General features: G+C 42.3%; 7 protein-coding genes. 4 read left to right on the plus strand and 3 right to left on the minus strand.

The genetic code is table 11. The annotated features are described in order from the left end of the window. Positions 1-28 precede the first annotated feature (28 nt). The 3 genes from QJ048_RS09660 to QJ048_RS09670 all read left to right on the plus strand — a co-directional run bounded on the left by QJ048_RS09660 (position 29) and on the right by QJ048_RS09670 (position 4340). A complete protein-coding gene (locus tag QJ048_RS09660; RefSeq protein ID WP_282334135.1) occupies positions 29-2671 on the plus strand; it encodes a PKD domain-containing protein in 2643 nt (880 codons plus the stop codon). 268 nt (positions 2672-2939) lie between these two features. Continuing rightward, the gene (locus QJ048_RS09665; RefSeq protein ID WP_282334136.1) at positions 2940-3695 is read left to right on the plus strand and encodes an SDR family NAD(P)-dependent oxidoreductase; all 756 of its coding nucleotides are present in this window, start codon (positions 2940-2942) and stop codon (positions 3693-3695) included. Positions 3696-3902: 207 nt separating this feature from the next. Further along, a complete protein-coding gene (locus QJ048_RS09670) occupies positions 3903-4340 on the plus strand; it encodes a hypothetical protein (protein ID WP_282334137.1) in 438 nt (145 codons plus the stop codon). Between the two features lie 149 nt (positions 4341-4489). On the opposite strand, the gene QJ048_RS09675 is transcribed toward QJ048_RS09670, so the two are convergent. Then, a complete protein-coding gene (locus tag QJ048_RS09675) occupies positions 4490-5572 on the minus strand; it encodes an AI-2E family transporter (protein WP_282334138.1) in 1083 nt (360 codons plus the stop codon). A gap of 409 nt (positions 5573-5981) precedes the next feature. Here QJ048_RS09675 and QJ048_RS09680 point away from each other — a divergent pair, with 409 nt between their 5' ends. After that, positions 5982-7709 carry a M14 family zinc carboxypeptidase gene (locus QJ048_RS09680; protein ID WP_282334139.1) on the plus strand — a complete coding sequence of 576 codons (1728 nt, stop codon included), beginning with the start codon at positions 5982-5984 and terminating at the stop codon, positions 7707-7709. A 187-nt stretch (positions 7710-7896) separates the two neighbouring features. Here QJ048_RS09680 and sov read toward each other — a convergent pair whose 3' ends face one another. Beyond that, positions 7897-15144: a T9SS outer membrane translocon Sov/SprA gene (gene sov / locus QJ048_RS09685; protein ID WP_282334140.1), complete on the minus strand. Its 7248-nt coding sequence runs from the start codon at positions 15142-15144 to the stop codon at positions 7897-7899. A gap of 30 nt (positions 15145-15174) precedes the next feature. Then, positions 15175-15765 carry a Holliday junction branch migration protein RuvA gene (ruvA, locus tag QJ048_RS09690; RefSeq protein ID WP_282334141.1) on the minus strand — a complete coding sequence of 197 codons (591 nt, stop codon included), beginning with the start codon at positions 15763-15765 and terminating at the stop codon, positions 15175-15177. Positions 15766-15925: the final 160 nt, after the last annotated feature.

The raw sequence follows: 15925 nt of genomic DNA on the forward strand, positions 1-15925 counted from the left end.
TATAACCGAAAGGCCAAAATGCTTCTTGATGAAGAAATGTGCTTCCATACTCTTCCTGATGCTGTATTATGCCGCCCAACTGTATGCTAACCACATTCGAGGAGGAGAATTGTATTATAAATACATTGGCCCCGGGAACGCCCCAAATTCTTCAAGATATGTTGTCACTTTAAAATTGTACATCGACTGTTTTCAAAACAATCCCGGACAGAACGATGAGGCCGAAAATTTCTCCATTTACGAGAAGGGCCAAACAACCCCGTATACTACAGTAAATGCGCCTAAGATAAAAGAAGAGCAAATAAGATACGACCCCGCTTCAAACCCCTGCATTACGAACCCTCCAACAGATGTTTGCTATAATTTACGCTATTATGAAACCACAATAGAAGTACCTGATAGCAGAGTTGGTTACACCATTGCATTTCAGCGCTGCTGCCGCCTTGACGGTATTCAAAACGTGAGCAACAGTGGTCGTACCGGAGTTACCTACTTGTGTGAAATACCGGGAACAGATGTATTAGCGGGTGCTCAAAAAAACTCCAGTCCAACCTTAATCGCCGGTGATGCAGTCGCCATTTGTATGTCTTCTGCATTTCAATTTAATTTTGGCGCCACAGATCCTGATGGTACAGACTCACTATCGTACGCATTGTGTGATGCCTATGACGGCGCCGGCGAGAGACAAGGAACCTGTTTTACTTGCGTAACACCTAACCCCGCACCTCCTCCGCCATACAGCGCACTGCCTTACAGACCTGGTTTTTCAGGAGGCGTGCCGATGGATCCTTCTGCCTCCATAAATCCCAAAACAGGCTTATTTTCAGGCATTGCCCCTTCCGCTATTGGCCAATATGTTGTTACCGTTTGCGTATCGGAGTACAGGCAGGGAGTACTTATCAATGTGCATCGCAAAGACATTCACATAAAAGTTTCTGATTGTGTTCCACTGAACGCATTGCTTTCTCCTGAATATCATTTCTGCGACGATTTCAAAGTAGCGATCAGAAACAATCAGAACAATCCGCCCGGCACCATGTATGTATGGAACTATGGGGACAAATCAAAGCTTGATACTTCCTACGACCCGATGGGAAATGTCACACATACGTATGCTGACACAGGCGTGTACCAGATAAAATTAACCGCGTTGCTTTCTGCAGGCCAGTGTATTGATTCAACCACCGCCATTGCAAAAGTGTTCCCCGGTTTTTTTGGTGGCTTTACATCGGTTGGAACGTGTTTACTGAATCCAATACATTTTGTCGATACCACGAAAGCGAAATACGGCGCTGCAAACAAATGGACATGGGCCTTTGGAGATGAAACGGCCACCAACGACAGCTCAAATCTTCAAAACCCATCGTGGAAATACAGTACAGCCGGGTCAAAGCCGGTACAACTTATTGTTGAAAGCAGCAAGGGCTGTATTGATACGGTGCTCAGCGCAATAGATGTGAAGGAAAAACCCACCATCGCTTTGCCTTTCAGGGATACGTTGATTTGCAATATTGATACGCTACAACTTTCGGCAACTGGTTTTGGCATTTTTAACTGGACGCCGAATATTATCAATCTTATGCGAAATGGTAATACCGCCACGCCGCTCGTTTTCCCTAAAGCAACAACTGTCTTCTATGTACAACTCAACGAAGATGGCTGTATCAACACTGATAGCATTAGAGTAAGAGTTGTTGATAGAGTAACATTAAATGCCGGAAATGATACAACCATTTGCCTGACTGATGCGATCGTATTGCATCCACAAACTGATGGCTTACGGTATGCCTGGACGCCAGCTGGAACGCTTAGCGACAGTACAAAGCTAAACCCGACTGCAAGGCCAACGGGAACAACAACATATCAAATCACTTCGATAATAGGAAAGTGTACAGTAAAGGATGATGTGGTAGTGACTGCCGTTCCTTATCCTCTGGCAAATGCAGGACCTGATACAGTTATCTGCTACAGGGACACCGCATATCTTCACGCAACAGTCGACGGAATTTCCTACACGTGGTCACCAACAACCACGCTTGTTAATCCTCAATCGCTAAATCCGCGGGCCTACCCGATCAGAACGACTGTTTATACGCTAACGGTTCGCGATAACAAAGGCTGTCCAAAGCCTGGCATCGGAACTGTAACAATAACAGTTCGTCCGCCAGTAATTGCATCGGCGGGAAACGATACTTCTATCGTAATAAATCAACCATTACAATTGAATGCGACAGGGGCCGAATTTTACCAATGGACTCCAGCAACCGGATTGAACAATCCCAACATTCAAAATCCTGTTGCCAGTATCAATCAGAACATGACTTATGTAGTTAAAGCATACACAGTAGATAAATGCTATGACTATGATACCATCAACGTAAAAGTATTTACTTCACTTCCTGATATTTTTGTTCCGAATGCCTTTACTCCCGAAAGAGCATCCAATAACTTGTTCAGGCCAATTCCTGTGGGCATAAGCAAGTTGGATTATTTCCGGGTATATAATCGCTGGGGGCAGCTGGTATACAACAATGCTGATCCTGGCAAAGGCTGGGACGGAACAATCAACGGCAATCTGCAGGGACCAGATACATTCGTCTGGATGGTGCAGGGCACTTCTTACACGGGGCAGGTGATTTCCAGGAAAGGAACAGTGGTGTTGATGCGATGAAAGAGGGAACGCAGATTCTCATGATCGTCATGATTTTGATGATTTGAGATTTGAAATTTCCAGTGCGTTGCTCACCACTGAATAGAGAACTAAAAGTACAAGTGTGCGACGCAACAATGCTCAATAGTAGCACTATCGCCTGGTTCATAAAAACCATCGCGCAACAAGCAAACGCCAAATTTCTTATCGGAGATGTAGACAAATTTCAAAATCATAATCTGCGTTCCGTCTCACAAACTGTTTTACCTTCATCAAAACTTCGAATAACATGAGCAAGATTGTTTTGGTTACGGGCGCCACTTCAGGCTTTGGAAAAGCAACAGCGGAAATATTTGCATCGAACAAACACAATGTGATTATCACAGGAAGGAGAAAAGAAAGACTGGACGAACTGAAAAATGAACTTGAACAGAAATACGGCATAAAAGTGTATTCGCTTAGTTTTGACGTTCGCAACCGGGAAGAAGCATTTTCATCGATAAACAGTTTACCGCAGGAATGGAGAGCTATTGATGTACTGGTAAACAATGCCGGTCTGGCGGCAGGAAGAGATCATTTTGACGATGCTTCAATGGAAGATTGGGAGAACATGTTGGATACCAATGTAAAAGGACTGTTGTATGTAACAAAAGCAGTGTTGCCTTTTATGACGGAAAGAAAAAAAGGGCACATTATCAATCTTGGCTCAACGGCGGCAAAAGAAGTATATGAAAAAGGAAATGTTTACTGCGCCACGAAACATGCGGTAGATGCCCTGAGCCAGTCGATGAGAATTGATCTGCTGAAACACAAAATAAAAGTGACCGCCATCCACCCTGGAGCCGCCGAAACGGAATTTTCGATGGTTCGATTTAAGGGCGATAAGGCACAAGCCGACAAAATATATGAAGGTTATCAACCACTTAGCGCCGAAGATGTGGCAAATGTTATCTATTACACCACCAGTTTGCCTGAACATGTTTGCATTAACGACCTTGTTTTAACCTGCCTGGCGCAGGCCAATTCTTTTTATACGCACAAATAATTTTTGCACTTATGCAATAGTCTGAAAAAACATGCGTTATTTCTAGAGAGATTACGTAAATTACAGTAGTAGTTATACAACTCTCTTAAACCTATTTTCCTATTAGAAAGATTAACCAGTTAGTTAATATCTTAATCCAGTCCAGAGACCATTACCATGAAAAAAGTTAAATTTTTCAGGTTCTTAACCTTATTACTATGTTGTTGCATGTCTTTTGCAGTAATTCATGCACAGGAAGACGTGATCAAACAACGCAGTTTTTTGAATGAATCTTTTAAGCCACAAATAGATAGCTTAAAAAAGTTATACGCTTCACAAGGTTTTGCCCTCGTTCGTGAAGCCTCGATGGCGATGGAAAGTGAATATGAGATGCCGGTGATTATGCCACTACAGCAAGGAGGAAATTATCAGTTTGTTTTTATTGGCGAGCCCGACTCCAAACTTTATGAAGTAAGGATGTATGATTGGAATGAAAAGCAGGTTATTTACAAAAAGAATTTGTGGGGAGATGTTGACGGTAATATAATCTCTTTCAATTACACATCCCAGTTCTCGGAATATCACATGCTCAAACCCGTACAAGTGAACAAGAACAAGAAAAAAACATTGAGCGGTTATGTGATGATGTTCAGGAGAACACAATAAACAGTCTCTGGTAAATTTTAAGATAAAAAAGAACAACGAGGTGATAGGTCTCTATCGCCTTTTTTTATGCCCATAACTGAGTACCTGAATGACTGAAGGTCACATTCGATCAGTCACGACAGACTTTAACCACTCAGTCATTCAGTTACTCAGTTATTTGTATTTGCTCCCTCCAGCCACAATGTAAACAACTTATACCCCAAAGACATTACTACGGCTCCTGTAAACAATCCCATAAAGCCTGAAAGCACGAAGCCGCCGACAGCTCCGAGAAACACGACCAACATTGGCACCGGTGCGCCTTTACCCAACAGCAATGGTTTCAACACGTTATCAGATAAGCCCACAAGTAACAGCCATATTGTAAGTAATGTAGCCGTGAGCGTAGTACCGGTGCTCCAGATATACACTATGATGCAAATAGAAATAGGCAATATCCCTATTTGAATAATGGCAAAAATCAAACACAACAATGTCCACAAGCCTGCGGCTGGAATGCCGGCTAAAACAAGACCCACGGCAGCAAGTATTGATTGAATAAATGCAACCCCGAGGATGCCTTTCACTACGTTTCGAATGGTTACAACTGCAATCGAAGTAACGTCGATGGTACTGTTATTTCCCATCAGCCGGCTAAAAAGACTCCGCGCAAACCGCCCGGACGCTTCTGCATAGGACAGAAACACACCGCTGATAATGATGGAAAAAGTAAACAAAAGCAAACCCTTGCCTGTACTTGCCAGCAGCCCGATAATAGATGCAACTGCAGAACGTGTTTGCGCCGGATATTTTTTTGCAACCTTATCGAGTCCTTCTGATGCCTGTGACCATAACTCATGTGCCTTGTCGCCAATGAACGGCCAGCCTTTCACATCTTCACGCGGTGGCGGAAGCTGCACGTTGCCCGCCCTGTAGTCTGCGACAAATTGCTTCAATTCGTCAACAGTAGTGAAGCTTAACCATACCGCGGGCACTATAAGGACACATAATAACAGTACTGTAATGATGACCGCTGCACGTGTGGATTTCCCATTCATTTTTTTTGTGAGTTTTTGATGCACAGGGTATAAAACAACCGCCAGTATTGCGGCCCACGCAATGGGATTTACAAACGGGCTCAGTATGCGAAAACACCAACTTATTAAAAGCGCTACAAGCAATAGCTGAATAATGGTGTTGAACAACTGTGAAGTTGAAACAGACTTATCAGGCCTGGAAGTATCGTTACTCATATCCATTTATACCGGTTTTATAAGAGAGTTGTTAGTTGATGGCGGTTAGTTGTTAGACGAAACATGCCAGATGCACTTCTGGTAAAAAGAGCGATAATCAAATAAAAAAAGGCAGCCGCACAAAAAAGCCTAACAACTACGAACGAACAAAGCCCACAAACTAAAACTACAAAACACGCGGGAAAGCAAATTGGTTCGGGGACATGTAACCGTTAAATGCCGGGTTAAATGCCTGAGCAATGACTGAATAACTGGTGGTTGTTAAAAATAGTTCTTAGCTGATAGTTGTTGGTTGTTAGAGAATTACTGATTGTTGATGTGGATTTATAAGTATGTCAGATATTTGTTCTGAAAAATGGTTAGAAAGTTTAACAACTAACAGCCCCAATAACTAACAACTACACTACACATGAAGAAAGCTCTCATTCTACTTACATTGTGCATTGCTGCAGTAACGCTGCGGGCACAAAAATTCCCTACTGTATTTGAAACCAGTAACGGCGAACAAACTGCTACTTATTTTGAAACAATTGGCTACTATAAAAAATTAAAAGCCGCATTCCCTACTCTTTCCATTAAAACATTTGACACTACGGATGCTGGTTATCCTTTGCATCTTGTGCTTTTTAGCAAGGATAAAAAATTTGATCCAAAGCAGTGGCACAGCCAACACAAAGTGGTGGTGCTGGTGAATAACGGCATACATCCCGGCGAGCCCGATGGAATCGATGCCAGCATGATGCTGATAAGGGACCTGGCAGCCAATAAAATTGCGGCTGCCGATAATGTTGTGTTTGCCATTATTCCTGTGTATAATATTGGTGGTTGTCTTAATCGTGGGAGTTCTTCAAGAGTCAATCAAAATGGCCCCGAGCAATACGGTTTCAGAGGCAACTCGGAGAATCTTGATCTCAACCGCGATTTCATTAAAAATGACTCACACGATGCCGTTTCATTTACCCATATTTTTCAATGGTTACAGCCGGATATCTTCATTGACAACCACGTGAGTGACGGCGCAGATTACCAACACACGATGACCTTGCTCACTACACAATACAACAAGCTAGGCGGAGAAACAGGAGCATTTGTTCACGCTACATTTGAACCGGCCCTGTACAAAAGCATGTCAGCAAAAAAATGGGACATGATTCCCTATGTGAATTTTGAAGACGGTAATCCTGATAAGGGTTGGGATGCTTATTACGATCCTCCCCGCTACAGCAGTGGTTATGCGGCGCTTTTTCAAACCATTGCATTTGTTCCGGAAACACATATGCTAAAACCTTACGCGGACCGGGTAAAGAGCACTTATGCATTTATGCAAACCATCATGGAGCAATCATCTTTATACGCCAATGATATTGTTGCAAAAAGAAAAACGGATATAGAAAATAACAAAAAGAAAAACGACTTTGTCGTTAGCTGGGCCGCTGATACGACTAAGTTTGAGCAAGTGCTTTTCAAAGGCTATCTGACCAATACCAAAACAAGTGATATAACAGGACAACCCCGCATGTTCTACGATCACACAAAACCTTTCGAGAAACAAGTTAAATTCCACAACACCTTTAATCCAGTTGTTACCATACAAAAGCCTTCTGCGTATATCGTTCCGCAGGGCTGGCGGGAAGCAATAGATCGTTTGAAAAATAACGGTGTAGAATTAAAACGATTAACAAAAGATACAACGATCACGGTGGAGTTCTATCATGTTGATGATTATAAAAGCATGACTAAGGCGTATGAAAAACACCATCGCAATTTTGATCTTGTGGTAAGCAAGCGCATGCAGCCGGTTCATTTTGTAAAAGGAGATTATATCATTTACACTGGTCAACGCTGCGACAGATACATTGTTGAAACGCTTGAGCCACAGGGCGACGACAGCTTCTTTAGCTGGAACTTCTTTGATGCCATTTTACAACAAAAAGAATGGTACAGTGATTATCGTCTAGAAGATGTTGCGGACTCACTTTTCCAACAACATCCCGAAATAAAACAAGCATTGGAAGAAAAGAAAAAATCAGACGCGCAGTTTGCAACAAATGCAAAGGCACAGTTGCAGTTTGTTTATATGCATTCTCCTTATTATGAACCGGCGCATTTGCGAATACCCGTGTTTCGGGTGATTTAGAAGGCACGCAGATGACGCTGATTAGGCTGATTTCCGCTGATTTTTCTAATGGCACACGGATGACACGGATTAGGCGGATTTACACGGATTTTTTGCTATCATTTTTCATAAAACAAAGAGGTTGTCTCAAAAGTAAAAATGAGAATCTGTGTAAATCCGCCTAATCCGTGTCATCCGTGTACTCTCTCTATTGAGCCAGCGAAATACGAATCTGCAAGCCGCCTCTTGTTGTCGTTATTGGAACAGATTGTGAAACCTTCGGTTCTGTTCTTCTCTGGTCGAAATACAATTTCACGTTTATACGATTGTTCAACACGTAATCTATCGACGGTGAAATGGTAATCACCTTCTGTCCTGATGTTGGCAAGGCCGTGTTCTGATCCAGACGGCTATTTGCGGTAGCATCATCACGAATACTGAAATCTATACGCAGGTTCAAATCATTCTGCAATTTCTTCGACGATTCTTTTTGGCCCGGCAATTTCAATTTGAATGGCATTGGCAGTCCTCTTTTTCTCCAACCAAATCCGAATGTAAATTCAGTTGAACGTGCTTCTGCCAGTTGATAATCCACAAGACTCAAACTGAGGCTGCGGCTCTTCTTATAACCGAAGCTCGTTGACACCTGGTTGACCATCTGCACATCAACATTGAACAATGGCGCAAACGCTTCCGAGATCGTAATATTAGGTACAAGGAAATAAGGAATAAAGTTTCCGCTCAAAGTATCAATAAATCCAGGATAATTAAAATTCCGTGGATCCTGGTACAGCAAGTTACTGTTAAAGCTGTTCATGCTTAGCGTACCGTTATAAGCATGGTTGATCGTAACATTTGAGAATATTTTTTCCAGCCCCGGAATACGTGTTAAACCGTTGTAAGTAACCGACCAATTTGGCTTTGGTATATAACCACCAAACGGATTCGATCGTATGTTCGGGTTGTCAGTTTTTACCAACGCGATACTCATAGGATCCTTTTTCGTGTAGGCGGCTACAAACGCTGGGATCAATACATCCTGTGAATATTTTCCGTACCCTTTATAATAACCATCCGGTTGCTGCGAACCAGAGTAAGGGTTTTCCGTACCCAAACGTTTTGAAATGATGATACGATTGTTCTCAAATGTTTGGAAGGCTTCGGTAATCTCATTCGGTTTAAACGGTTCGAACAACGTTTGAAACGATATAAACGAAACACTAAAACTACCGGAGTTGTATGGACTCAATCTTACAAAGTTTCCATTTCCTATTGTATCCTTATAAAGCTCGCTGTATGTTTTACCAAATGTTTTATTAAGGCTCACATCAATAACAAGATCACGCACTGGAATTAACTGCGCTGTAATATTCAATCGCTGGTTAAAATCCTGACGGTTCAAATTGTTGAATAGCGGATCTTTTGTAAACAGGCCCTTCTTCGCAAAATTATTCACAAAGGTTGTATCCGGCTGTTGACCAAACACAAATCCCCATCCCGGCGCAAAATTGTTCTTCCAGTTCATACCGAGGAATTGAGTGCTATCCGTATAACCTGCCAATGTTGTATTACCTATCTCAGAGTATTGAACCGATACCTTTTTAACAGAAGTAATGATTCTTCCAATCACTTTCACAAACGTGTTCAGTTCTGGCAAATCATTCTGAGCCGGTTTGTTTATCGTTCTTCTCCTCGTTGTATCATTTGGATTTCTCGGTGCCTGTGGTTTGTTATTGCCTGGTTTTGGCGCATTCCAATCCAGTGCCCGCAAGAATCTCGACTTACTGTAAAGCTTTGTAAAATCCATATCCCCGGTAAAGTTGATATCCTGCGTATTGGATATCATGTTACCCATGCTTTTTGCAAACGGATCGAGAGATGCAGCCAGCCAGTTATACTTGGCGCTGTAGCTGGCACGAACGGTTGTCCAGTCCAACGCAGGTATTTTAGCCATCGGCAAAGTATAAGTCAGCGTTGCTGCCTGGTTGTAAGAAGTGTTTCTTCCTCCTTTCCAGAAGTTGTTCCACATGCGCTCTCTTTCATATTTAGAAAGGCGTCCGCTATCCTCATCTACCCTTGCCCTGTTTACAGCAGAGAAGTCAAGATTCAATGATCGCGTAAAGTCCCAACGCAGATTATAATATCTGTCAAACGTAAAATATTTGTTGAAAGTCTCCGGAATCACATTCTTTGGACCACCCACGTTTCTCGGGCGGAACGCAGCAAATTGCCTGTTCACATCGGCTCTGAAACTTAACAAAGATGGAGTGGGGTTCAAATTGAAATCCCTGATCAAACCATACCAGTTGCTCTTAGAGCGGAACTCTTTTTTAAACGGCTCCCAATATTTCGGTTGTCCGGCATAGTTATATCCAAGTCCTGCTCTGTGTTTTATTACTTCGTCACTTTCTACAAGAGGACTATGATGTTCTTCCTGTGTGTAAGAATAACTTACGTCAAAGTTTTCAGGGCTCCATATATGTTGCTTCTTGCCGGTGAGGTTCATCCTCTTTACGTTGGTAAAGCTGATCGTTTTCAACGTTCGAACCTCTACGGCATCTTCTCTGATGGAATCTTTCTGTGCCGGTGCAGCTGCCCCGAGTTTGTCTTTCAGTTTTATATCAAGATCATAAGGATCGTATTCCGGCATGCTCACTGTTTGCGAATAACCGGCATATACAGGAATTGACATGGCCGCTTTTTTCGGCAGCATTTTACCCAACTCAAGATTTGTGGCGGCATCAAACTGTGTCGTCTGGTTCATTGATCGCTCATTCACTCTTTGCTCCAATGTACCAAAGCCAATGCTTTTGACGCCTCCTGAAACAGACAATGTTCCAAGGTCAGCCAGTTTAATATCAACCCGTCCCAGGGCTGCATAACCACCTTTCTCATTTAATTTGGAAAGTCTTAATTCGTTTACCCAAACTTCCGTAGAAGCATAGTTAAGGTTAACGTTATTTACCCCAACGAAGAACCCTCTCACTTCACCTAAGTTCGGATTACCTATAATCGCATATACTTGTCCGTTAGCTTGCACCTCTTTGTAGTAAGTGTCAACGTTTGAGTTATTGTTTCGATTAATCTTAAGTTTGGTTAATGCATTAAGATCGATATCCAGATTATTCAGCGTTGGCCACACGAGAGAGTCTATTCCAGGCGTGGTTGCTGTTATACCCGGTTTTGTAATTTTCAACGGAATTCTTACTTCATAATAGTTGCTTACAAAATCGGCACCGAGTCTGATTACCGCGTACAGATCATTATCAACAACAGGTACGTTTTGAGAAGCTTCTGCGTGAATGAACATTTCCAGGCGACCATATTGACGCAAATCCATGTTCATTGTTTTGAAAACACCTCTGGATTCTCCTTTAGGCAGATTATAAACCTGCATGCTCAATGCCTGCTCGTTTTGTAACAGGGTCACGTTGTTGTTGCTCAAGGTTTGCTGACGTACAACCCCGGGAGGTGTTACATATGGAATGGGTAATCTGTTGCTATTTTCTTCCACGTTTACTGCCAGTACATTAAATACAGTTGAAGAGTTTACCGGCAAAGGATTGTATGTTCCTGTTGTGTCAATTACATAGGAGAATCCGCGCCATTGGTTACGTACCAATTCCAGTTTTGCAAAGCGGCAAACCAATGAATCATCAAAACCAGTCATGAACATACGAATGAAACGTATAGATTTGAAGTCAGGTATATCACCAACTTTTTGCTGATATTGGTCAATCGGAATGCGGAACAAATACCAGGTTTCATCCATTGAACCGGGAAGACCATTTGCTTTGACATTTCTTGTGTCTGTGATAAAGTTTTGTCCAACTACGAATGAACTTTTTTTCAAATCGACACGGTATTGGAAATATTCCTCCAGTTCATTCAAAGTGTTATCCTTGTTCAAATCTTCCTGATCAGGGGTAAGGGTGTAAGCCGCTGTGGTAGAACCGGTGGCGATCGGCGAGTTACCTTGCGGACTGTTGATATTTTTATAACGTGCAAGGATATCCGATTTCGCTTTATCATAATCGGCATCACGGTAAGCTTTAAAATTATCTCCCGCAGGATCATTGAATGCCATTTGGAAAACAGGAGAACCCGCACCAAATTGAGCCGCTAACTGGTCGAGATATGGCTGGAATTTTGTTCGTTCCTGATCATCTGTCAAACCGTCAAAACCAACATCCTGGAATGCACGGTCGTTGGGATCATTGCTAAACGCATTTGCAACCTGGATAGGATTGCCCGGAACATGTCCCCAATTACTTGAATCAAGCTCTGCAGGAATATTGGGTGTAGGTAAACCATTTTCGAAGAAACGTTTACCATCTTTCAAAACATCTTCTGAAATATTACCAAGGTTAAAATACAACTGACCGCCGGCACTTGTAGGATTTTTAAGGAATGGGTCCTGCATCCAGAATTCAATGTATTCAACGTTACCTGTTTCAAAATCAGTTTGATCAATACTACGCATGATGCCACCCCAGCGCTGTTTTGGATTCGGCAACTTGCCGGCAGATGTCATGTTTGGATCGAAGTTATAAGGACCTTTATCAGTTGGGTAATAGGCAACATCGAAAGTGATCAATTGAGATTGGCCAAAGTCAACCGTTTTTGCCGGATAAATATCGCCTTGTAATACGGCACGCACTGTCGGGTCGCCAAGAGCAGTTCCTTTCACCGGATTATTTGCGGCTTTCGGATCCTGCAAATTTGGTTCAATATTATACCATGCCATTTTTGCGCGGTTATATCCGTACCTGAGATCGTTTGTCAAGCCTGATTCAGGGAACAAATTATTTCCTTGCGGCGTAGAAGCCAATGCCCAGTTGGTTAAAGGGAAACGCAGGTCAATGCTGTTGCGTGTGCCTTCAAAGTCATCGATATAAATAAGTCCATTATTTCCTTTACCAATTTGCGGCGGGTGGCCGGGTTTCAATAAAGCACCTTCTCCATAAGCTGTAATGGTACTCATTTCATTACTGTTATAGAACGGCAGCTTATTCAGCCACTTGGTTATCTTAGGAACTTCGGATCTGTAGTTAAAGTCGAGTCCGTACATGGTATTTCGTATCGGATCCTCACTGTAGGTCATTTTATTAAAATATGGACGCTCACCCAATCGCACCAACGAACCTCCAATGTTGAAAGATTGCTTGGCGGTGTTTTTCACCTGGTAATCCAAACGCAAACCAAGATAATTCCGCTGTTGTAATCCAAAGTTGGCGTTGTTCTCAAACTGCACATTTACCGGAATACCGGAATTGGTAATGGCATTATTGATAACCTTAACCGTTCCAAGATTGTAGTCTACGACATAATCGACATTTTCTACCAACGTACGACCACCGGCGGTTACAGTTACCGAACCTTGCGGCACGTTGAACGCACCCAGCGAAATGTCTGATGAAGCTGACCCTTTTGCCGAACCACTAATGAGGAAGCGGTCGAGGTTTGCATACGTTTTTGCAATTTCTTTGATCGTATCGTACAGTGGTTTGAAAATGTATTTATCCTTCATCTCCTGCGGGGCACCTTGAAACGCAATGCTATCCAGGTCACGACCAAAAGGCTGAAGGAATGGGAAAATAATCCTTGCCTGGCTCGAAATAATGGTAAATCCTTCGATATAGTCAAACATACCATCTGGTTGCGGATCGCGGTTATTGTTTAATCGATCGAGGTTTAGCAAGGTAATAAGTGGCAAACCTGATTTGGGACCTTCGGGCAGATATCTTTTCTTACCCAAACTTGGTTGCTCGTACAAAACGTTCAGGGCAAAGTCAGTCGGTTGCACGCTCGACAGATAGCTTCCGTCTTTTGTGCGCAGCGCATAAACGTTTTTCATCATCAACTGCCACAAAGGAATATTTGTTCTTTGAGAAGTTGCTTTCAATAATTTCAGGAACAAAACTTTCTGGTTGGCCTTTCCTGCAGTTGTATCCGGAGGAACATCTGTAGAAAATTCACCGACCTGGTAAGTTTTTCCGTTGTAGCTATATTGGAAAGCCAGACCCAATACTTCGTCCGCCTGCAAGGGTTGATTTAATGACAAAAACCCAACTTGCGGGTTGAAGAAATATTCGCTTGAATTTAGTTTACGGGCAAATGTTTTTTCAAAATCCTGAACCGGCTGCAATCCCATTCCGGATAAAACAGTGGTTACTGTTGATGAGTTCCGGCTGTTTGGATTATTTATGATATCTCGGTACAAATTGTTGGCATCGTTATAAGGCAAACTGTCGGTAGAACTTGGAATAGCTGGATAATGATAAGGATGTCTTTCTGCAAGGTCGGCCAGGCCAACGATATCACGAGTGTCTGTGGTGGAACCGTTTTTATTGGTTACCCAAACTTCTATTCTTAAGATCTGAACGAGTGAATTTACCGCAGGCAAACTCGCCATTGCCACATTATACCGGCTGCGGAAATATTGCGCCATCAGGAAGTGCCTGTTTTCCTCGTAATCATCTGCACGGAATTCGTAAGTGGTTGTTGCGGCGCCGCCCTGCAAACCTAGTGACTGGCGTTGTGATCTTTCGTTTGCCAATACTCCGGTTACAAAGAGTTTACCAAACTGCAGTTGGGTTTTGATACCAAACAATGATTGCGCTCCCGGAATCAAAGTTCCTTTAGAAGAAAAGGATACGTTACCTGCTTCGATCTTTTTAATGATCTCATCGGGGCCGCCGGTATAATCTAGTTTTAATTGGTTTTCAAAATCGAAGTTTGCTAGCGTGTTATAGTTGATGGGCAATTTCAACTTGTCACCAATGTTTGCGATAACGCTCAGGTTGGCATTCATGTCAAAATCAAAACCACCATTCTTTCTTGCATTTTCCGGCAGCGTGGGATTTTTGATATTTTGTCCCTGGTAACCTGCAAGGATGTCGACGTTACCTTGTGGACGGATATCTATTTTTCCGTTTCCAAAAATGCGGTTGAAAAGATTATCGGTTACACTGAGCTTGGGTCTTGGTAATTTCTGGTTAAGCCCAAAAAGAACGTTGGCTCTTTGTCTGAAATATTCGTCTTCCTGCTCCTTTGCTTTTATTTTCAGGTATTCATCAAAGGTGAGTTCAGTTGGAGTACGATAATAGTTCTCTCCTATCTTTTCAATGATATAATATTTCCTTGTAATAGGATCATACTCCACCGTTCTTCGCAGATTGGCTGGATCTTTAAGATTGAAAGCATTTTTTTCCGGGTTGGTGATTTTATCACCACGTCTGTCTTTAATTGGGAAAGGGAGGGTATCAGGAGTTCTGGGCACCTGTGTTTGAGGCACCGACTGCGGAACTTGTTGCGGTTGCTGTGGTACAGGTTTCGTGGGAACCTGAAGAGCAAATGAATTTACTGTACCGGATGCAGTGAACACGGCAACGCCAACAATGATCCGAAGTCTCCGTATGATATTAGAAAGAAGAGTGCGCAATGCTTTTCTCACAAATTAGTTAGGTAGATAAGGTTCTATAGGCTATAAGGTTTTTAAGGCTTTTTTAATTATATCTTCGATTTTTTCTAAACCTGATTCTGCAGCAATTACTTTCTTCACAGCGAGCTCAGCATTAGGGCGGGATATGCCAAGGGCAACTAGCGCATTTAACGCGTCTGTTTCCAAACTATTGTTTGCGGTATTCAAAATATTAACAGATGCTGCCAGCGATTGTTTATTCAGTTTGTCTCTTAATTCCAGGATAATTCTCTCAGCAGATTTCTTGCCAATTCCTTTTATTCCTTCCAATTGTTTTGCATTTCCGTTTACAATAGCTCTCACAATTTCCTCGGGACGCATTGATGAAAGCATCATTCGTGCAGTGCCTGCACCAACGCCGCTAACACTTATTAATTGTATAAACAGTTCCTTCTCCGCCACTTCATAAAAACCATAAAGTATGTGTGCATCTTCCCTGATGTGTAAAAAAGTATGCAAAAGTCCTTTATCAAGGGGTTCTATACTGGAAAATGTATTCAGGCTTATTAACACCTCGTAGCCTACGCCATGCACATCTACATGAACCACTGCTGGAGTTTTATAAACGAAATCGCCTTTTACATATGCTATCATAGAGTGCGAAAATAAGGGAATATATGTATGAATCCGATAACGTTTTTTAGAATATGGCGAAAAACATCAGTTATAGTAACAAAATCATTGTCAACTGTTTAGTAAATGAAATTAGCAAATGAAATGAGGTATTTTTTTTGCACAAAAAGCCATTTTTTTG

Origin of the sequence: Pinibacter soli, assembly GCF_029961145.1 — a bacterium.
Lineage (GTDB): Bacteria > Bacteroidota > Bacteroidia > Chitinophagales > Chitinophagaceae > Pinibacter > Pinibacter soli.

Excerpts from the sequence above, each read along its gene's own strand:
- ruvA (WP_282334141.1), bottom strand. The coding sequence starts at position 15,765 with ATGATAGCATATGTAAAAGGCGATTTCGTTTATAAAACTCCAGCAGTG.
- QJ048_RS09675 (WP_282334138.1), bottom strand. The coding sequence starts at position 5,572 with ATGAGTAACGATACTTCCAGGCCTGATAAGTCTGTTTCAACTTCACAG.
- QJ048_RS09660 (WP_282334135.1), top strand. The coding sequence starts at position 29 with ATGAAGAAATGTGCTTCCATACTCTTCCTGATGCTGTATTATGCCGCC.
- QJ048_RS09680 (WP_282334139.1), top strand. The coding sequence starts at position 5,982 with ATGAAGAAAGCTCTCATTCTACTTACATTGTGCATTGCTGCAGTAACG.
- QJ048_RS09665 (WP_282334136.1), top strand. The coding sequence starts at position 2,940 with ATGAGCAAGATTGTTTTGGTTACGGGCGCCACTTCAGGCTTTGGAAAA.
- QJ048_RS09670 (WP_282334137.1), top strand. The coding sequence starts at position 3,903 with ATGTCTTTTGCAGTAATTCATGCACAGGAAGACGTGATCAAACAACGC.